Raw genomic sequence first — 18,998 nt, forward strand, 5'->3', positions numbered from 1 at the left:
AACTAGAAATGACGAAAGTTCACCCTGTCTTTTATACTAACGTTTTAAAAATAAACTTTAGTTTTAAATCATTTGATTAACCAAAGGAAATGACGATCTCACTGGGCACCAACCCCAGTTAACCGATTAACCAATTAAACCTTTAACCCAGCGAACAATGAGCCAAACGTTATTGCTTAATATTCCTGAGTTTCTCAATGGATAAAATATTAATGGCATTACCGGTTTTATCGATCAGTTTTTCATCTTTAAAATCAGCCAGCATTCTGCTTACCGTTTCACTGGCAGTACCTACCAATGCAGCAAGATCATCGCGCGAGATCCGGATCGTGCAGGTATTAGCCTCGCCGTCGCCAAATTTTGTAGCCACCTGTAATAAAGCTTCAGCTACCCTTTTCCGTACTGATGAATAGGCCAATTGCAGCATTTGTTTTCCTTTATCGCGTACATTGCCGGATAACAGACCAATAAATGTTTTGGATACAACCTGGTGACTGAGCAGGTATTCCATAAAATCGGCTTTTGGAATATGGATAATTTCTGATTCAGTGAGCGTAGCAGCATTTTCTGCGTAAAGTTCCCCGTTACATAAACTTTCATAACCGAAAAAATCGCCATCATGATAAAGGCCCGAAGAAAGTTCCCTGCCATCTTTAAAACGTTTGTAGGTTTTTACCTGCCCTTTTACCACGTAATAAAGATGTGTGGGTTCGTCACCTTCAATATAGATCACCTGCTTGCTGTTTACCGCCCGTGGTTTACCTTTCTTTCGCAGTTCGTCCATTACCGTTTCACCATTGCCTTCTGCCAAACTAAAACTGGTGGCCTGCTGCTTTTTCTTAAACCTGCTTTCTATTGCCCTGAAAAGTTCAGTATCATCAAACGGTTTGGTGAGGTAGTCATCGGCGCCCATTTCCATGCCTTTTCTCATATCTGCGCGCTCGGTTTTTGCCGTGATGAAAATAAAAGGAATATTGGCTGTTTTAGGATTTTTGTTCAGCAGGTACAAAACACCGTATCCATCCAGCTCAGGCATCATAATATCACACAGAATTACATCAGGAAGATGATTAACCGCCATTTCGACACCGATTTTTCCGTGTTTAGCCGTAAAAGTTTTATAACCGGCCAGATCCAGCACTTCAGCAGTACTTTCCCTGATATCGTCATTATCTTCAATAATTAAAACTTTCCTGTTCATGCGATAGATTTAAATTATAAAATTATTTTTAAAGGGAAAAGTAAGCGTAAATACCGTACCCGAATGCTGCTCGCTATTGCAGGTGACCGTGCCGTTCATCAGGCCAACATATCTTTTAACAATATTAAGACCCAAGCCTGTTCCCGGAATATCGCCGGTATTGTGCGCCCTAAAAAATGGCTCGAAAAGATTGCCCTGATCAGCATCTGGAATACCGATACCATTATCTTTTACTTCTAAAATCAGTTCATCATCTTTCAAAATAGAATTGAACTGGATGAGTGTGTCCTCGCCCGAGTATTTGATCGAATTCGAAATCAGATTGATGATGCAATTTTTCAACAGATTAGGGTCCAGGTAAACCTCAGCGGTTGTTCCGGTATGTTCGTAAATAATGTGCTGGTTCTGTTTGGTCATCATTTGCATCTCTTCTGCTATCTCTTCTGCAAAACTGATGATGTTAAAAGCTTGTGCCGATACCTCCACCTTACCTGCTTCCAATTTTTCAAGCGAGAGAAAATCGTTCAATATTGTAGTGAGGTTATTAATGGAATTTTTGATTTTTAAGGTATGCTTCTCTACACTGGCTACGTCATGTTTGGTCGTATATTTGTCAATTAGCGATGCAGATAGCTGAATCGAACTGAGGGGCGTCCTAAACTCATGCGAAGCCATAGAAACAAACCTGGTTTTAAGCTGGTTGAGTTCTTTTTCCTTTTGAAAAAGTGCACGCATATTTTCTTTCGCCATTTCCAGTTCTGAAACAAGCTTAACCAGGTCCTGTGTACGTTCCTTTATCTTAACTTCAAGTTTTTCAGTATAACTTTTAATCTGTTCTTCGTTGGCCTTTTCTTTGCTGAGATCGTGAATAAAACCTGTATAAATATTGCGGTCTGGAAATTTGATCTCACTCACCCCCAGCCTGAACGGGAATATAGAGCCATCTTTACGCTTTCCCGAAACCTCACGTCCAATACCAATAATATGTTTCTGTCCCGTATTTTCATATCTGGCAAGGTACTCGTCGTGGCGCGAATGGTCGGGTTCAGGCATCAGGACAGAAATGTTTCTGCCCACCAACTCCTCCCTGCTATAACCAAAAAGCTCAAGCGCCGCAGGATTTAGATGTTCTATCATCCCCTTTTCATCAATGGTGATAATCCCATCTATCGCGTTTTCAATAATCGCATCCAAAAATTTCGACCTGTCCATTATTATGCTTCAAATATGTTGTAAATATAGAAAAAGTATCAACGATCTCTTTTCCTATCCAACAATCAGTGTATCAAGCTTATTTTTCGAACTTGCCAACTGTTCATATAATTGCCTAAAGTCATCTGAAGCCTGATCTGAAACTTCGCTGAAAAGTTTTTTATAATAATTGATCCCCTCAGCCAGTTGCAGCTTAAAGCCATTCAGTTGTTTTATCTTTTTGTCACTAAACTGCTGTATATGTTGTTTAATATCCTCCTGCAGGTAATCGATATAAAGATTAAGCTCTTTGATAAAAATGTGCGGACGTTCAACCTGTTCCAACAGGTTAATTTTACCATAAATATGGCCAACCATTTCATCAAACGAGTATACATCAGAAAAATAAGCCAGGTTGGGTCCCGGGCAAATGGCAACAGCCTCATTTTCTTTTGGTTTCAGCATATCGTATTTTAGGTAGTTTGAAGAACAGAGTCCTTCGCAAAGGCATATTTTTCCAGTAACCTCAGTAAATTGTTTTTCGTATTCTTCAGCGGTTAGGCCGGCAGTTTGAAGGCTTTTGATTTTTAAGTGCTGATATTCCCGTGATGCAGTACAAATCGCCTGTTCGGTAAATTCGGTGTTGTTGCACAAATATTTCTTGGTACAGGGGCTTCCTGGCCTGCCCTTTTTAATCCGCTCGGTCCGCTGTTGCTCTATGCTGCTGTTTCTGAAATTATTAAAACGGATTCCCAATGGCGAAGCATTGCTTAAATAAAAATCCTGTTCGGTTGCAGCAGTGAGTTGCGTTAAAGTATTCGAATCTACATTGGTTACTTCTGGCACCAATAAAAAGGGACTTCCCCAGCCTGCGGCATCAAGATGGTAATGCTGCAATAAAAAGTTATGTTCTTCAGCGGTTCCGATTCCGCCCTGAACCGTGATCTTTTGTTTGGGTTCCTCTTCAACCAGAATTCCCTTTTTCACCAAAGCCAGCTGATACATTTCAAAAAGCTCCAGATACATTTCACTTCTTTTGGTTTTGAATTCCTCCAGGATCGGGCCGAGCAGATATCCATCGGTAGCAAATGCGTGTCCACCACAGTTCAATCCCGATTCAATTCTAAACTCTGATACCCATAAACCTTTTTTGGCCAGGAATTTAGCCTGGATCAAAGCCGACCTGAAATCACTTACTTTTAAGATAATTCGTTTTTTTAACAATTCATTCTCATCTGGAAAGAAATCTGCGAAATCCGCGATATAGCTATACAATTTGGGGTTCATCCCTGCAGAAAGTATAACCGATGCATTGAGTTTACTTTCAGCAAAACCCCGTAAAGCGGCCAGCGCATCCGTATTATCATCGCCAGTGTATTCCCCGTCAACATAGTTCATTTTATCCACCTTGGCCATAATATTAACATCGATACTCCCCATACGCATTGTATTTCTGAGTACAGATTTGAAGATCTCCTTGGCTTCTCCATCAGGATAATCCATCATCAGTTCATACCCATGTTTTAATTTTGAAGTGTCGGGCAAAAGTTCAAAGTAACGGCAGATATCAGTCCCATTACCAAAATCCTGCTGTTTTAAAGCTTTAAAATCCTGGTTTATGCAATCGGATAAAAAGTTTAGGTAGGCGGTAATCCGTTTGCTACGGCTATCAGGTTCATCTTTTCCGATTGCCTCGTAATATACTGATCTATTCTGCGAATGATGAGCGCGCATACGCTCTACCAATTCATCGTCAACAATAGAGAGTACAGAAGAAACGCCATATCTGGCAACTTTTAACGGGGTATCAATAGAATAACCCAAGCCCAAAACGGGAATATGAAATGAATGTAACATGGTATTTTGGTATGAAATAGCCTTTAACCTACTGAAAGACTAAATAATTCTCCAACAAAACTACCCTGCTTTAACGGATGTAGTGATGATAAGGCTCAAACCAAAAAATGAGCGAAATCACTTTTTCGAGACAGAAAAGTTAACCTGATCAGCTAAGGTTCAACCCGTAAACGCACAGGACCACACATGATAGCATGCCAGTACTTTATCTCTTTAAAATCACACTAAATTTTATTTTTTACCTGTACCAGGGGCTTGAATCGTTACGCCCCTCATCCGGACAAAATTAGCTGGAATTAGGTTCAAACAGGAATACAGTAAGCAGGAGGTAAAACCAAAAGCGGTATCTGGATATGATCTGACATATCAACCGTGTAACTGCCTTTAAGAAGATGATGAAGGAAACCATGTTTTCGGTGCACCATGGTCAGTATATCAATCTGTCCGTTTTCTACAATCCAGTCCAAACCATCTTTCACCTGCTCGCTTTTTACCTGACGGAAGTAAATATTGCGATAATTCACCTTGCCGGCAACCAGCTGCAGGAAGTCTGCAATTTGTTGAAGGGAAATTTCCGGACCGTTAGCATCATCTGAATGCATAATCAAAATTTCGGCATTAAATGGCTTTGCCAATTCAGCAAGCGTGCATAAAACCGATATATCGCTCGAAGTAAGGTCGGTGGCAAAAGCGATCTTTTTGGGAGTATTAAACCGACAGCATGATGGGATAAACAGCACGGGTATTTTAAGTTCGATTATTTTCCTGGTAATGTTCCCCATGAAGGCTTTCATCAACCGGTCTGTCCGGTTTAAACCGGACACAATCAGGTTCATTTTACATTCGGCGAAGTATTTACCCACCTCCTGATCAATTTTTCCATGGAGTAATCTACCGAATACTTCTGCTTTAAAATCCAGTTCGTGGTGAGCTTTTTTAAATTTTTGCTCCACTTTTCCGACAAGTTTGTTCAAGGCTTTTTTAACATCTTCTTCAAGCAGCTTATATTGCTCGTGAGGCCAAACCAGCGATGCGGCTGCAGGCGAAAACTCCGGCATCTGAAAAACATTGACCAATTCTACCCTCGCACCAATACCATGGGCAAGGTCAGTTGCATAATCAGCCGCATTTTCTGCTGTTGCAGAGAAATCGACAGGTACAAGGATCTTTTTCATATTGGCTTTATTTTAGTATAAAGTTTGGAACAAGCGCCGGTGGAAATATGAGTATCCTCGATTTTCAGATGATTAACATATAGAAACCGATTATTTAAAGTAGATTACTTCTTTACCGGTTTATTATTAACAGGAAACATTAAACTTTCCAAAACCTGATCGCGGTGATATACATCCGGATACACACGGAGCTGCCCGTCATTAACCTCGCAGGTGATATAAGTGATTTTTACCGGAACAGTATTTTTAAGATGGAAATCTTTTTTCCGCATGTTAAGCATTGATGATTTCAAAGCAGGTACCTTATCGCCTGTGCCATCGTTCCTTAATAACAGTTCGGCAAGTAAACCAGCATTTTCTACCCTGATACAGCCATGGCTGAATGCTCTTTGTTGTTTTTTAAATAATTTTTGTTCCGGAGTGTCGTGCAGGTAAATATCAAAAACATTCGGAAACCGGAATACAACCTTGCCCAGTGCGTTATCACAACCGGACGACTGCCTTGCATCATACAGGTTAGGATTAGCTTTGATCGCAGCTATAGTACTTTTGGTTAAGGGCACTATGTTTTGTTTTCTATCGTAAATACTGTAATGGTTATTGATCAGATAGGTCGAATCTTTCCACATTTTGGGTAACAGCTCAGTCGTAAATATTTTATGAGGCACTTTCCAGTCTGGCGATGTAGTGATGTACTTCACCTTACTTTCCAATTCTGGTGTCGGGCTGGAGGGCTTGCCAACAATGGTTTTAAAGATCACTACGTGATCATTGTTAACCAGTTTAAGTGTGTAGGAAGGAATGTTGATCTGCATGAAATAACGATCTGCTGTATTTATCCACCGTAGGCGCTCCATATTAACGGCCATTTTTCTGGCATCACCTTCCGGAAATTCATAGCAGTCATCTATATACTGCCCCTTAACCAGATGGAGATAATCCTGAAGCATTTTATACACATCTGCCTGCGGCTGGGCCGAGGTAACATTGGCCATAAAATCAGGGTGCCCCATAGCTTTCTTAAGATGTGATACCGGATCAAAATCCAGTGGTATTTTCGACTCCAGTCGTTCGGTGGTAAATACAGGGTTAAATTTACCGTAGTGAAGATGGTTGATGAGCGTGATCAGGGCATCAGTTAAATAAATATCAAAAATTTCCTGTTCCTGTAGTTTGGCATTTGGACTGGTAAGTGGGCGAAGCGCATCATAGGTAAGCTGATCGGGATGAAAATCGTTTCTGTTCAAACCAAACTGTAATACGCAATCCATCAGTAACATCGACGCCCAGACATCTGAATGGACAGTATCCTGCATTACCCAGGCACGCTTGTACAGCCTGTCCTGATAAAAGCGGTCAACCAGATTAGGATAGTTCAGCTTTTGCTGCAGGCTAATAATTTCTTTTTTAAGGGATAACGAATCGGTGTATATAACAGATCCATCTTTTTTAAGGCAAACTCCAAAAGCATTATAGACCAATAAGAAAGCCCACAAAAGCGTTAAGGAAATAAAAATCAGCTTCACCGTACCGAAGCGTCTCTGAATATTTTTATTTTTCATAACAGATTGATTTACAATGATAAATATCAAAATACAATCATCGTATTTTAATGATCCCGATCACTTTTTGCAATGATATCTTACAAGTTATCGAGTTGCTCATGAAAGCCTATGAATGCTCAAGCAACCATTTAAAAGGCTTTATTTTTCGTTTTGGCCTCAGGTTGAATTTCTTGATGCTATGCATTTTAACAAAGGTCTTGGCTTCAGAAATATCGTCTGTCACTAAAAAGAGACTGAGGTCATTTTCAGCGATTGTTCCCTCTTCTTTCATCTTTGCAATATGCTCTAAAAGGGATTGGTGATATTTTCGATCAAACATGATTACCGGAAAATCCCTGATCTTTTGAGTCTGGATGAGCGTCAGTGCCTCAAAACATTCATCAAGTGTACCATATCCCCCCGGCAGCACCACAAAAGCAAAAGAATATTTTACCAGTAAAATTTTACGGGTAAAAAAATGATTCATGTTCACCCATTTGTCCAGATATGGATTTGGTTTTTGTTCTCTTGCCAATGAAATATTGCAGCCTACCGAGCGGCCGCCAACTGCCTGCGCACCTTTATTGGCTGCTTCCATTAATCCGGGGCCTCCACCGGTCATAATCGTAAAGCCCAGTTGTGCAAAAGCTCCTGCAGCTTTTTCTGTAAATTTATAATAGGGATGATCGGGTGCAAAACGTGCAGAACCAAAAAAGGTAATGCAGGGGCCTACAAAATGTAATCCTCTAAATCCCCTGATCAGATCCAGTACCGTTTTTAGCGTAAAAATAAACTCCTTAGCTCGGGACCGTGGCCCTTCCAGGAATTCTATTTCTGATTTACTGGCCATTTTTTTTGACCAAATTTAACTCCCCGGCCAGGCAGCAGATATGATGGGTATCACTTTCGGAACTGCGCTGTATCATAACAGCCAAAACTTTAAATAATTAAAATTGTATATGAAAAAAATTAGTATTAAACACCTTAATAACGTACACGGCGACAGCATCCGTGGACTCGATTTTTACGCGGAGACATTAGAAATCTTAAGAGAAAGGCTCAACGAAATTGCAAAGGCAAATACTGGTAAAGAAACCATGATTGGGATAGAACACTTTCAAAACCTCTTTATCATCCATCAGGAAAAGATTGAAGTACTCAAACATCGCCTGCTGAAAAATATAGAGATGCTGGCCGGCGAAATAAAGGATACAAAAGGATTTATAGAACAAAGTGTGTTTGAAAAGAACGAGGAGCTACAGGCCGAATACCTGCGTGAGGTTGATTTATTTGAAGAGATGAGACATGAATTTTATCGTTTTGCAGCAGAATGGATGTAAACGAAAAACATAACCCCGCTGGTTTATGAAAGCAACATTGATGGCCCGCCTTAAACAGCAAAAAATACGTCTTAAAAACTGGGCAAAGCTTTTAGGGCCGGGCGTAACCACAGGGGCAGCTGATGATGATCCGTCGGGCATAGCCACCTATACCCAAACAGGAGCAAAATTTGGCTATAGTCAGCTTTGGACTGCGGTTTATATGTTGCCGTTAATGATTGTGGTCCAGGAAACCTGCGCCCGCATTGGATTAGTACAGGGAAAAGGAATTGCAGCCGTTATAAAAGAATATTACAGCAAAAGAGTACTCTATTTTATTGTAGGTACCGTGCTTGTTGCCAATACCATAAACATCGGAGCAGATATTGGTGCTATGGCTTCAGCAGCAGCGTTAATCATACCCTTGCCATTTGCAGTACTTGCCCTTGCTTTTACTTCTGTCACTTTATTACTCGAGATATTTACGACCTACAAAACCTATTCAAGGATATTAAAATGGCTTGCCCTGAGCCTGCTGGCCTACCCTTTAACCCTGATCATTGTTAAACAACCGTGGCTTACCTTATTGAAAGCCTCTTTCATTCCCAGTTTCAGCTTTAATTTTGAATACATTTTTATCATCATAGGCGTTTTAGGAACCACCATCTCGCCCTATATGTTTTTCTGGCAGGCCTCTCAGGAAGTTGAGGAAGAAAAATCAAAACGCCTGTTAAGAAATGGCAAACCTTTGGTTACCAGGAGGCTGTTAAATAACATGCGGATAGACAATGCAACCGGAATGATTATGTCAGAACTTACTACGTGGTGCATCATTGTTGTATCCGCTACTGTTCTCCACCGTTCGGGCAATACAGATATTAAAGATGCCGCTGATGCAGCCAGGGCGCTTGAACCGTTGGTCAGATCTTTTCCTACTTCAGGCTACATTGCAAAATTGATTTTCTCCACTGGTATTATCGGATTGGGCCTTTTGGCAATACCTATACTTTCAGGCTCGGCAGCTTATGCCATTTCAGAAACTCTCGATTGGAAAACCGGTTTAAATTTAAAGTTTAAAAAAGCCCATGGTTTTTATGGCGTAATCACGATTGCAACCCTAGTTGGCCTGATGATTAATTTTATCGGAATCGATCCGATAAAAGCTTTAATATATGCGGCTGTTTTAAATGGAGTTGCTGCTGTTCCGCTGCTTTTTATTATCGCCAGAATTTCTTCCAGTGAACTTATTATGGGAAAGTACAAAAGCTCAAAAACCGCTAATATAATAGTCTGGATCACTTTCGGGGTTATGGCACTGGCAATTATTGGTATGATTGTTTCTTTCATAAACAACTAATATTGGCCTTAGCGACTGCATAAACTTAGCTACGGTACAGCGCAAACGAGCTAGAAGATTGTAAACCTGTTATGGCTTAAAACAGCGAAAGTGAATTTACAAAGGAGCTTATCACGATTTTGGGTCCTTATTTTCGTTTGCCAGATCGACACTTCGCTTACCTGCTCTTCATTTCTCCAGATTATAAATTTTTGCCTGAATGTGATCTAAAGGTGTCAGCTTTTTTGTTCCGAGTCCTCTATCATATTGCAGATATATGGCAACATTAAGGTTCATCAGTTTATATTTGCTATGCAAAAAACAATATCTTTAATTAAAATAATTCACCAGTAATGAAAGCGATAGGATTTAAAACTTCACTCCCTATAAACGAAAGCGAAAGTTTCATCATGTTTGAAACACCGGTTCCAGAACCAAAAGGGAGAGACTTACTTGTAAAGATAAAAGCCATCAGTGTAAACCCGGTTGATTTTAAAATCCGGCAGAACAGCGCAAAAGACACCGTATTGGAAACACCCAAGGTAATTGGCTGGGATGCTGTTGGCACGGTTGAAGCCGTTGGAGAAGATGTTACCTTTTTTAAAGCCGGAGATGAAGTATATTATGCCGGAGATTTAACCCGAAGCGGCTCCAATGCCGAATATCAATTGATTGATGAACGCATAACAGGTTTAAAACCCTCATCACTTACCTACGTTGAGGCGGCCGCCATGCCATTAACCGCACTTACGGCCTGGGAATCACTTTACGATCGCATCCGCATAACCGAACCTAAAGATAAAGGAAAAAGCATCCTGATTATTGGAGGTGCAGGTGGCGTTGGCTCTATTGCCATACAATTGGCCAGGAAAATAAGTGGCTTAAAAGTGATTGCCACAGCCTCGAGACCAGAGACAAAAGATTGGTGTAAGGCCATGGGTGCCGATGTGGTAGTAGATCATAAAAACCTGGTTGAAGAAGTACACGCAGCAGGTCTAAAGGAAGTAGATTTTATTCTCGATCTGGTAGACCTGAATAACTATTGGGATGCTTTGGTAGAACTGATTAAACCACAAGGCCATATTGTATCAATAACGGGCTCTGCCACACCTGTCGCGCTGAATAAGTTAAAAAACAAAAGTGTGACTTTCTCTTGGGAGCTGATGTACACCCGTTCCATGTACCAGACTGACGATATGGAACAACAGCACCATATTTTAAACGCGTTAACAAAATTATTAGATGATGGCACCCTTAAAACTACATTAAATCAAGCGCTGAAGGGATTTTCAGTAGAAAACTTAAAAGAGGCTCACCGCCTGTTGGAGAGTGGAAAAACCATTGGCAAAGTGGTTATTGAATATTAAAATGCGTGTAAAAAAAAGAGAGAAACCTGACCAGCTTCTCTCCTTTTTTATATCCTATTTTCAACTAAACTTTAGCCCTGTTCTCTGAACTTCTTTTTAGCTGCGCGTTAATGCGTTCCAACACGTTATAAATATCGAAAGGCTTGCTGATGTAATCATCAGCAAATGCATCAATTGCTTTTTGCTCGCTATTGTTCTGTGCAGACATTACAATAATCGGGATATGTTTGGTGAAAATATCAGTTTTTAAATCTTCACATATCTCTGCTCCGTTTCCATCTGGTAACATTACATCTAATAAGAAAAGATCAGGCATTGCATCCTGGATATTTTTTTTCAGTTCCGCAAAGGAAGAAGAAAGCTGTAATTCAAAACCCTCTTCTTTTAACAGGATTTCAATCACGTTTCTGATTTCCTGATCGTCTTCTAAAATGTGTATTCGTTTTTTTTCCATGTTCAAATTATATGTTTGGGATGTCCGTTCGCGTGGAATGCGCTACACGATAGTAACAGTAACACCCAAACCTTCTAAATGTTTTACAATTTGTTCAGAAATTCCTTTATCGGTTATAATATGATCAATTTCTTCTAACCCGCATATCTTTCCGAAACCTCTTTTTCCAAATTTAGTAGAATCAGCAAGTACGATCGTTTTTTGTGATGCACCGATCATTTTGCGATTCAAATGCGCCTCCATGGCATTGGTAGTGGTTACGCCAAAATCTAGATCAATGCCATCTACCCCTAAAAACAGTTTATTAAAATAAAAATCCTGCAAAACCTGCTCCGCATAAGCGCCCATAACCGAAGAAGAACTTTTCCTGAGTAAGCCACCCAATTGTATCACTTCAATACCAGGTTCGCGCATTAATTCGAGCGCCACATTTAATGCAGAAGTAACAACTGTTAAATTGGTTGCAGGGGCAATGTTCTTCGCAAAATAAAGCACTGTAGTACCCGAAGCGATCACAATAGAATCATTATCGTTCAGCAATGCGGCTGCAGCCATTCCAATTTTATTCTTTTCCGCCGATTGTATTTTTTCTTTCTCGTTAACCGGACGGTCGACCGTGTAAGGGTTGTTTATCGTGGCACCACCGTGTGTTCTAAACAGCAGACTCTTGTCTTCCAGTAGTTTTAAGTCCTTTCTTATTGTTACCGAAGACACTTTCAATTCCTTACACAAATCCACAACATTGATGTACTGATCACGTTGCAGGCGACTTAAAATAAACTGATGCCTCTCAGCCAAATTCATCATAGTAAATTAAATTAGCGTGCTGCAAATTAGCAATAAAAACATTCTTTAACATATTTTAGATAAATATTTAATAAATTTTTAACCTGTTTAACATATTATTTCGATTAGGATTTATTATAATTGCGAATAGTTTCGTTTTGTTATCAATTATTATCAAACTCAATGAAAAGATTGCATGGACATCAACCGGCTGATGATATAAATTGGGATTTTATTATTATTGGTGGAGGTGCAACAGGTTTAGGTACGGCACTAGACGCGGCAAGCCGTGGTTTTAAAACGCTATTGGTAGAACAGGCTGATTTTGCCAAAGGAACATCCAGCAGAAGTACCAAGCTGGTTCACGGAGGTGTCCGCTACCTTGCTCAGGGTGACATTTCTTTGGTTAAACATGCACTGAAAGAACGTGGTCTGTTACAACAAAACGCTCCACACCTTGTCGATAAAGAACAATTTCTGATTCCCTGCTATGATTGGTTTTCTGTTATAAAATATTTAACGGGGCTTACCCTTTATGATTGGCTGGCGGGCAAATACAGCTTTGGCAAATCTAAATTTTTGTCCAGAAGAGAAACCCTAAGTATGATGCCTGGCATTAAAGCACGGGGATTAAAAGGAAGCATCAGGTACTATGACGGCAAGTTTGATGATGCCCGTTTGGCCATTAACATTGCACAAACGGCTATCGAAAAGGGTGCATCATTACTCAGCTACACCAAAGTAACAGCCCTTTTAAAAAGCGGTGATGTGGTTACCGGTATTGCAACAGAAGACACTATAACGGGTTCAACAGCTCAATACACGGGTAAAATCGTTATTAATGCAACGGGAGTATTTGTCGATGATATCCTGCAAATGAATAATCCTGCTACAAAGAAGATGGTAAGGCCCAGTCAGGGTGTACATGTGGTCCTCAGCAAAACCTTTTTAAATAGTGAATCAGCACTAATGATCCCAAAAACCACTGATGGGCGGGTTTTATTTGCTGTTCCCTGGCATAAGCATTTACTGGTAGGCACTACCGATACGCCGTTAAACGAACATAGTTTAGAACCGAGGGCATTAAAAGAAGAAGTAGATTTTATTATCAGTACGGCAGCAGGCTATTTCAACCGTAAGCCCATAGCAAAAGATATCTTAAGTGTATTCTCAGGTTTACGTCCCCTGGCTGCCCCTACCTCTGGTGATCCGAACAGCACAAAGGAAATCAGCAGAGACCATAAACTGATTGTTTCCGCAAAGGGATTGATTACGATTACGGGCGGCAAATGGACAACTTACCGCCTAATGGCAGAAGAAACAGTGAATTTAGCTATTGCACATGCAGGTTTAAAACATAAAGCATGTGTAACTCAAAATTTAAATATACACGGGAGTACAGCCAGTTCGGGAAGTGGTCACCTGGCCGTATATGGATCAGATCGTATAAAAATTGAAGCCTTGATTAAACAAAACCCGGGCCTTGAAAAACCATTACATCCGTCTTTTCCTTTCATTGAAGCCGAAGTGGTTTGGTCTGCAAGGAACGAAATGGCAGAAACTGTAGAAGATATCTTAAGCAGGAGATTAAGAATCTTATTTATTGATGCACAGGCTGCTAAAGATATGGCGCCTAGAGTAGCCTCTCTGCTTTGCAAAGAATTAGCTGCAGATGAAAACTGGAAAACCGAGCAAATTAAAACTTTCAATAAATTAGCTGATGGTTACCTTTATTATGAATATATAAAATAACTAAAAGGCAGAAACCTCTAACCAAATTTTAATGATGAGCAAATACGTCTTATCCATAGATCAGGGAACCACAAGTTCGAGGGCTATTATTTTTAATTATCATGGCGAAATTGTTGCCATCGCACAGCGCGAATTTACACAGGTTTACCCTAAGGCAGGCTGGGTAGAGCATGATCCCATGGAAATCTGGTCTACACAATTGGCTGTTGTAACAGAAGTAATCGTTAGAGCAGGCTTAACCGTAGGCGATATTGAAGCTATCGGAATTACCAATCAACGCGAAACCACTGTGGTTTGGGATAAAGAAACCGGACAACAGGTTTATAACGCAATTGTATGGCAAGACAGGCGTACTGCTGGCTATTGCGATGAAATTAAGGCAAAAGGGCTAGGCGATAAAATACAGCAGAAAACAGGTTTGATCATAGATTCTTATTTCTCTGCCACTAAAGCCCGGTGGATTTTGGAAAATGTTGAAGGCGCACGTAAAAAAGCAGAAGCAGGAAAACTGGCTTTTGGCACCATAGATACCTGGCTGATCTGGAAATTAACAGCAGGTGAAAGACATGTAACTGATGTAACCAACGCCTCCCGAACCATGCTCTATAACATCTGTACTTTAAGCTGGGATGAAGAATTGCTCGAGCTTTTCTCTATCCCAAAAGCAATGCTTCCGGAGGTAAAATCATCAAGCGAGGTTTATGATGAAACGGCGGGAAGAATACTGGCTGCAAAAATCCCGATTGCAGGTATAGCCGGCGATCAGCAATCAGCTTTATTTGGGCAAATGTGTACCGAAATCGGAATGGTAAAAAACACCTACGGCACAGGTTGTTTTATGCTAATGAATATCGGAGAAAAACCGAAAATTTCTGTCAACAACCTGTTAACCACGGTTGCCTGGCAAATTAATGGCAAAGTAAATTATGCTTTAGAAGGCAGTATTTTTATAGGTGGCGCCGTTGTGCAGTGGCTGCGTGATGAAATGGGACTGATTTCTAAATCGGCTGACGTAGAAACTTTAGCTAAAAAAGTAAATGATACAGATGGCGTTTATGTGGTTCCTGCTTTTGCAGGTTTGGGCGCTCCGCATTGGGATCAACATGCACGTGGCACCATAACCGGATTAACCCGCGGCACAAACAAATCACATATTGCCAGGGCAGCATTAGAAAGTATTGCTTACCAAACGATGGATGTGTTGAAAGCGATGGAAGCAGATGCGGGTATAAATATTACAGAGTTGAGAGTGGATGGTGGCGCTACCACCAATGATTTGTTGATGCAGTTTCAGGCCGATCTGCTAAAGTGTAAGGTAATCAGACCTGATGTAACTGAAGTAACCGCTATTGGCGCTGCCTACCTTGCCGGTTTAGCTACCGGTTTTTGGGAAAGTATCGATCAGATCCGTTCGCAATGGAAAATAAATAAAACTTTCATTGCTGAAGCAGGAATTGATAACACAGAACGAATAAAGGGCTGGAACAGGGCCGTAAAAGCTGCCAGGGTGAGTGCAGAAAGCCAGTAACTGACCATCCTAGGGCCTAAAAATAAATTTTAATTCATTGAGACAGCTTGTAAGAGATTTAAAGCAAGCCATTCGACTAACTCAGGATTGACAATTTATATTATGCGGCAGCATCCTTAGCTTGGTTTAAACAGATGCCTGCTGCAAATTGCTTTTAATTCTAAACGACCTAATAAATTAATTCAATCGCTTAAAATTTTATAATGAATGTATATCTCTCAGAATTTATAGGTACTGCAATCATGATTCTTTTAGGAAACAGTGTTGTAGCTAATGTAGTGCTTAAAGGCACAAAAGGTAATAACGGAGGGTGGATAGTTATTACAACGGCCTGGGCCCTGGCCGTGTTTACAGGGGTTGTTGTTGCAGGTCCTTATAGCGGGGCACATTTAAATCCGGCAGTAACCCTCGCACTTGCCATTGGAAAAGGCTTTAGCTGGGCTCTGGTTCCATTTTATGTTTTAGCCCAGTTGGCCGGAGCCATGACAGGATCGTTTCTGGTTTGGTTGATTTATAAAGATCATTTCGATGCTACTGACGATCAGGCTTTAAAGGCCGCACCTTTTGCAACTGCTCCGGCCATCAGAAACATGTCCTCGAATTTGTTATCAGAAATTGTCGGAACATTCGTGTTAGTATTCGTGATTTTTTATTTTACCGATGCCAGCATGGGCACAAAAGAAACGGTGAGCACCCCTATTGGCTTAGGTTCCATCGGTGCAATCCCCGTAGCATTTTTAGTTTGGGTAATTGGTTTGGGATTAGGTGGAACAACAGGCTATGCCATCAATCCGGCGAGAGATTTGGGTCCGCGGATTATTCACTTTTTAATCCCAATGAAAGGAAAAGCAAGCAGCGATTGGGCATATGCCTGGGTACCAGTTGTTGGCCCTGCTATAGGTTCGATACTGGCCGCTCTGGCATTTTTGCTCATTAGTAAATCTTGATATCTTCGGAAATACCCGCCGAATGCATTCAAAAAAAGTATTAATATCAACTGAAACGGATAGCGCTGTCTACACAGATTTTGTTTGGCAGAGCTTACTAATTTTATTATATTTTCTCAAAGCAACACTCAATTTAATTATGCCGCTACCGAATATTACTTATCTTTGAAATAACATCCAGCTACTATTTATCTAACCAATCAGAATTGCAAGCATACTTCCTCGTTGTTGATACCGAAACCTCGGGCCTGCCTAAAAATTGGACTGCCCCTTATTCTAAAGAAAAGAACTGGCCTTATATTGTTCAAATTGCATGGATTATATACGATCAAGCCTATCAAGAAATTAAGCGTGAGAATCACTACATCAAAAATACCGATTTCAGTATTGACCAGTCAGCACTAAAAATTCATAAAATCACCCCAGAATACCTGCACAAGCATGGAGAAAACAAAGAGAAAGTGATGTTCCAGTTTGCTGACGATATAGAAAAGTACAAACCTTTGGTTATAGGCCACTTTATTGAACTTGATTATCATATGGTAAATGTCGAATTATACCGTCTTGGTAAAGAAAACATATTTAAAAACCTCTCATTTTTCTGTACCATGAAGGCAAGTGCACCTTATATTACCAATACCGTGATCAGTCACTTAAAACTGGATAAATTTTACACCATTTTATTTAACGAGGCGCCCGAAAGCATCCACAACGCTTTATCTGATACACAAAACACTGCAAAGATTTTCTTTCACCTTTTAAAAACAGATAAAATTAACCTACCTTCAATTTACCAACAGGAGCATACCTTTAACATGGAGAAAGAAAAGAGAAAAGAATTTTCGTTTAAAAGAATTTTAAAGGAACTTTTTAATGGAAGATAGACTGGCCGATCGAATTTATACTGCCCGTATTGGAGATATTACTTTCAGAAAAATTGTGAGTTGTAGCCCCCACACACCAATTTTCGAAGCTGCGATTAAAATGTCGGAGCAAAAAACCAGCTGTCTTTTTGTTAAAAATGACGAAGGAGATTATTTAGGATTTGTAACTGACATTACTTTGAGGGATAATGTCATCGCCAGGCAATTGAGTGCACATTTGCCTATTGATGAAGTAATGGACACCAATATTATGACCATAACACCAGATGCTTATGTTTATGAGGCCATACTGATGATGTTCAGCAAAAAATCGCGGTATCTATTGGTAAACGATAACGGAAATTTTGTTGGTTTTTTAAGCAGAAACCGCCTGTTAAGCGAACAGGCGGAGTCTCCATTGGTTTTTATCCAATCGGTAAAGTCGGCTGTAAATACAAACGATTTAAAACTTAAATGGCAGAAAGTACCGGGCATCGTATCTCAACTGCTTACGCGGGGTGTGCACTCGAAGATTGTAAACGAGGTAGTGACCACCATTGCCGATACCATCTCTTTTAAAATTATCGAAGATGTTATTGCCAAATTAGGCCCACCGCCTGCTAAATTTGTGTTTATGGTTTTGGGCAGTGAGGGTAGAAAAGAACTGAGTTTAAAAACCGATCAGGACAACGCCATTATATATGAAGATACGGCGGAAGAAAATAGAGCGGCCGTACGCTCTTACTTTCTCGATCTGGCAACCCAGGTTTCTGATAAATTAAACTTTGTGGGCTTTGTATATTGCGACGGCGACTATATGGCCACCAATCCAAACTGGACGCATTCATTATCGCACTGGAAGTATAATTATAAAAACTGGATTGAAGAAGCTCTGCCTGAAACTGCTGTGAAATTTGCCGCATTCTTCGATTGCAGGGCCATCTATGGCGATCTGGCAATCATGGAAAGCCTAAGGTCATTCGTAAATGACGAGTTGCAAAAACCCATTGAAAAATTCTACGTATACCTGGCTAAAAATGCTTTGCTTTACGAGCCTCCCCTTACCTATTTTAGAAATATCAGAACGCAAAAAATTCAGAAAAAAGAGGTGTTTGATATTAAAACTGCCATGACCCCCATTGTCGACCTGGCGAGGGTATATGCTTTACAAAACAGAATTTTTCAAAAGGAGAATACCGGCGAACGTTTAAAAACTTTAAGAGATCTGGGCGTTTTTAGTGAAAAGCAATTTAATGAGCTTTCCCAATCCTATTATTACCTGATGGGATTAAGATTAAAACACCAGGCCAATCTGATCATGAATAATCAGGCAGCTCCAAATAACTTTATTGAAATTGATAGTTTAACTAAAATTGAGAAGGTAACACTGATCGAAATCTTTAAAATCATCCTCAACTTTCAGGGTGGGATTAGAATGAAGTTTACCAATAGCCTAGGTTAGGCCACAGTGCTTAGGGCGTTTGATACCAAGCGTTTATAATACGCAGCCGTCATGCTGAATAAATTCAGCATCTATTATTCTATTATCACTTTAATGGAAGACCCTGAAATAAATTACTATCGGTGAGCTCGCTAGGGCTCGGTTCAGGATGACGATCCTTGTTTTAAAGAAAAAAGGTCCCGATTTGCATCGGAACCCTTTTAAAATATGAATATC

Annotated in this window: 16 protein-coding genes; 8 read left to right on the forward strand and 8 right to left on the reverse strand. The window is 40.3% G+C overall.

Features of this window, described 5'->3' with window-relative positions:
* Nucleotides 1–169: 169 nt before the first annotated feature.
* The 6 genes from ACIQXP_RS22345 to ACIQXP_RS22370 form a co-directional block, all read right to left on the reverse strand.
* The gene (locus tag ACIQXP_RS22345; protein ID WP_293741977.1) at nt 170–1,201 is read right to left on the reverse strand and encodes a response regulator; all 1,032 of its coding nucleotides are present in this window, start codon (nt 1,199–1,201) and stop codon (nt 170–172) included.
* A 9-nt stretch (nt 1,202–1,210) separates the two neighbouring features.
* On the reverse strand, nt 1,211–2,413 hold the full coding sequence (locus tag ACIQXP_RS22350; protein WP_387507953.1) for a PAS domain-containing sensor histidine kinase: 1,203 nt from the start codon (nt 2,411–2,413) through the stop codon (nt 1,211–1,213).
* A gap of 54 nt (nt 2,414–2,467) precedes the next feature.
* Complete coding sequence (locus ACIQXP_RS22355; protein WP_387507956.1) at nt 2,468–4,249, reverse strand: hypothetical protein; 1,782 nt, start codon at nt 4,247–4,249, stop codon at nt 2,468–2,470.
* 302 nt (nt 4,250–4,551) lie between these two features.
* A complete protein-coding gene (locus ACIQXP_RS22360) occupies nt 4,552–5,424 on the reverse strand; it encodes a universal stress protein (protein WP_387507958.1) in 873 nt (290 codons plus the stop codon).
* Between the two features lie 104 nt (nt 5,425–5,528).
* Nucleotides 5,529–6,986, reverse strand: coding sequence for a L,D-transpeptidase family protein (locus ACIQXP_RS22365; protein ID WP_387507961.1), 1,458 nt, complete (start codon nt 6,984–6,986; stop codon nt 5,529–5,531).
* Between the two features lie 109 nt (nt 6,987–7,095).
* Entirely contained in the window at nt 7,096–7,818 is a 723-nt protein-coding gene (locus ACIQXP_RS22370; protein ID WP_387507964.1) for an LOG family protein, read from the reverse strand.
* A 109-nt stretch (nt 7,819–7,927) separates the two neighbouring features.
* Here ACIQXP_RS22370 and ACIQXP_RS22375 point away from each other — a divergent pair, with 109 nt between their 5' ends.
* The 3 genes from ACIQXP_RS22375 to ACIQXP_RS22385 all read left to right on the forward strand — a co-directional run bounded on the left by ACIQXP_RS22375 (nt 7,928) and on the right by ACIQXP_RS22385 (nt 10,990).
* A complete protein-coding gene (locus ACIQXP_RS22375) occupies nt 7,928–8,308 on the forward strand; it encodes a hypothetical protein (RefSeq protein WP_387507967.1) in 381 nt (126 codons plus the stop codon).
* 25 nt (nt 8,309–8,333) lie between these two features.
* Nucleotides 8,334–9,644, forward strand: coding sequence for an NRAMP family divalent metal transporter (locus tag ACIQXP_RS22380; RefSeq protein WP_387507970.1), 1,311 nt, complete (start codon nt 8,334–8,336; stop codon nt 9,642–9,644).
* 332 nt (nt 9,645–9,976) lie between these two features.
* Nucleotides 9,977–10,990 carry a zinc-binding alcohol dehydrogenase family protein gene (locus ACIQXP_RS22385; RefSeq protein ID WP_387507973.1) on the forward strand — a complete coding sequence of 338 codons (1,014 nt, stop codon included), beginning with the start codon at nt 9,977–9,979 and terminating at the stop codon, nt 10,988–10,990.
* A gap of 64 nt (nt 10,991–11,054) precedes the next feature.
* Here ACIQXP_RS22385 and ACIQXP_RS22390 read toward each other — a convergent pair whose 3' ends face one another.
* Complete coding sequence (locus ACIQXP_RS22390) at nt 11,055–11,444, reverse strand: response regulator transcription factor (RefSeq protein ID WP_145854687.1); 390 nt, start codon at nt 11,442–11,444, stop codon at nt 11,055–11,057.
* Between the two features lie 42 nt (nt 11,445–11,486).
* Nucleotides 11,487–12,251 (reverse strand): DeoR/GlpR family DNA-binding transcription regulator, encoded by a 765-nt coding sequence (locus ACIQXP_RS22395; protein WP_090979524.1) that lies wholly within the window; start codon nt 12,249–12,251, stop codon nt 11,487–11,489.
* 162 nt (nt 12,252–12,413) lie between these two features.
* Here ACIQXP_RS22395 and ACIQXP_RS22400 point away from each other — a divergent pair, with 162 nt between their 5' ends.
* The 5 genes from ACIQXP_RS22400 to ACIQXP_RS22420 all read left to right on the forward strand — a co-directional run bounded on the left by ACIQXP_RS22400 (nt 12,414) and on the right by ACIQXP_RS22420 (nt 18,782).
* Complete coding sequence (locus ACIQXP_RS22400) at nt 12,414–13,982, forward strand: glycerol-3-phosphate dehydrogenase/oxidase (protein WP_387507977.1); 1,569 nt, start codon at nt 12,414–12,416, stop codon at nt 13,980–13,982.
* Between the two features lie 34 nt (nt 13,983–14,016).
* A complete protein-coding gene (glpK, locus tag ACIQXP_RS22405) occupies nt 14,017–15,510 on the forward strand; it encodes a glycerol kinase GlpK (RefSeq protein ID WP_387508062.1) in 1,494 nt (497 codons plus the stop codon).
* A gap of 203 nt (nt 15,511–15,713) precedes the next feature.
* Nucleotides 15,714–16,457 (forward strand): MIP/aquaporin family protein, encoded by a 744-nt coding sequence (locus tag ACIQXP_RS22410; RefSeq protein ID WP_387507980.1) that lies wholly within the window; start codon nt 15,714–15,716, stop codon nt 16,455–16,457.
* A 206-nt stretch (nt 16,458–16,663) separates the two neighbouring features.
* Nucleotides 16,664–17,341: a 3'-5' exonuclease gene (locus ACIQXP_RS22415; RefSeq protein ID WP_387507983.1), complete on the forward strand. Its 678-nt coding sequence runs from the start codon at nt 16,664–16,666 to the stop codon at nt 17,339–17,341.
* Nucleotides 17,331–18,782 carry a DUF294 nucleotidyltransferase-like domain-containing protein gene (locus tag ACIQXP_RS22420; RefSeq protein WP_387507985.1) on the forward strand — a complete coding sequence of 484 codons (1,452 nt, stop codon included), beginning with the start codon at nt 17,331–17,333 and terminating at the stop codon, nt 18,780–18,782. Before ACIQXP_RS22415 ends, ACIQXP_RS22420 begins: the two co-directional genes overlap by 11 nt.
* Nucleotides 18,783–18,998: the final 216 nt, after the last annotated feature.

The sequence above is a fragment of the Pedobacter suwonensis genome (assembly GCF_044762335.1).
Lineage (GTDB): Bacteria > Bacteroidota > Bacteroidia > Sphingobacteriales > Sphingobacteriaceae > Pedobacter.

What these genes read in the sequence shown, in the direction of transcription:
- glpK (WP_387508062.1), top strand. Translation starts at nt 14,017, where the DNA reads ATGAGCAAATACGTCTTATCCATAGATCAGGGAACCACAAGTTCGAGG.
- ACIQXP_RS22355 (WP_387507956.1), bottom strand. Translation starts at nt 4,249, where the DNA reads ATGTTACATTCATTTCATATTCCCGTTTTGGGCTTGGGTTATTCTATT.
- ACIQXP_RS22410 (WP_387507980.1), top strand. Translation starts at nt 15,714, where the DNA reads ATGAATGTATATCTCTCAGAATTTATAGGTACTGCAATCATGATTCTT.
- ACIQXP_RS22380 (WP_387507970.1), top strand. Translation starts at nt 8,334, where the DNA reads ATGAAAGCAACATTGATGGCCCGCCTTAAACAGCAAAAAATACGTCTT.
- ACIQXP_RS22360 (WP_387507958.1), bottom strand. Translation starts at nt 5,424, where the DNA reads ATGAAAAAGATCCTTGTACCTGTCGATTTCTCTGCAACAGCAGAAAAT.
- ACIQXP_RS22370 (WP_387507964.1), bottom strand. Translation starts at nt 7,818, where the DNA reads ATGGCCAGTAAATCAGAAATAGAATTCCTGGAAGGGCCACGGTCCCGA.
- ACIQXP_RS22365 (WP_387507961.1), bottom strand. Translation starts at nt 6,986, where the DNA reads ATGAAAAATAAAAATATTCAGAGACGCTTCGGTACGGTGAAGCTGATT.
- ACIQXP_RS22375 (WP_387507967.1), top strand. Translation starts at nt 7,928, where the DNA reads ATGAAAAAAATTAGTATTAAACACCTTAATAACGTACACGGCGACAGC.
- ACIQXP_RS22350 (WP_387507953.1), bottom strand. Translation starts at nt 2,413, where the DNA reads ATGGACAGGTCGAAATTTTTGGATGCGATTATTGAAAACGCGATAGAT.
- ACIQXP_RS22400 (WP_387507977.1), top strand. Translation starts at nt 12,414, where the DNA reads ATGAAAAGATTGCATGGACATCAACCGGCTGATGATATAAATTGGGAT.
- ACIQXP_RS22345 (WP_293741977.1), bottom strand. Translation starts at nt 1,201, where the DNA reads ATGAACAGGAAAGTTTTAATTATTGAAGATAATGACGATATCAGGGAA.
- ACIQXP_RS22395 (WP_090979524.1), bottom strand. Translation starts at nt 12,251, where the DNA reads ATGATGAATTTGGCTGAGAGGCATCAGTTTATTTTAAGTCGCCTGCAA.
- ACIQXP_RS22390 (WP_145854687.1), bottom strand. Translation starts at nt 11,444, where the DNA reads ATGGAAAAAAAACGAATACACATTTTAGAAGACGATCAGGAAATCAGA.
- ACIQXP_RS22420 (WP_387507985.1), top strand. Translation starts at nt 17,331, where the DNA reads ATGGAAGATAGACTGGCCGATCGAATTTATACTGCCCGTATTGGAGAT.
- ACIQXP_RS22385 (WP_387507973.1), top strand. Translation starts at nt 9,977, where the DNA reads ATGAAAGCGATAGGATTTAAAACTTCACTCCCTATAAACGAAAGCGAA.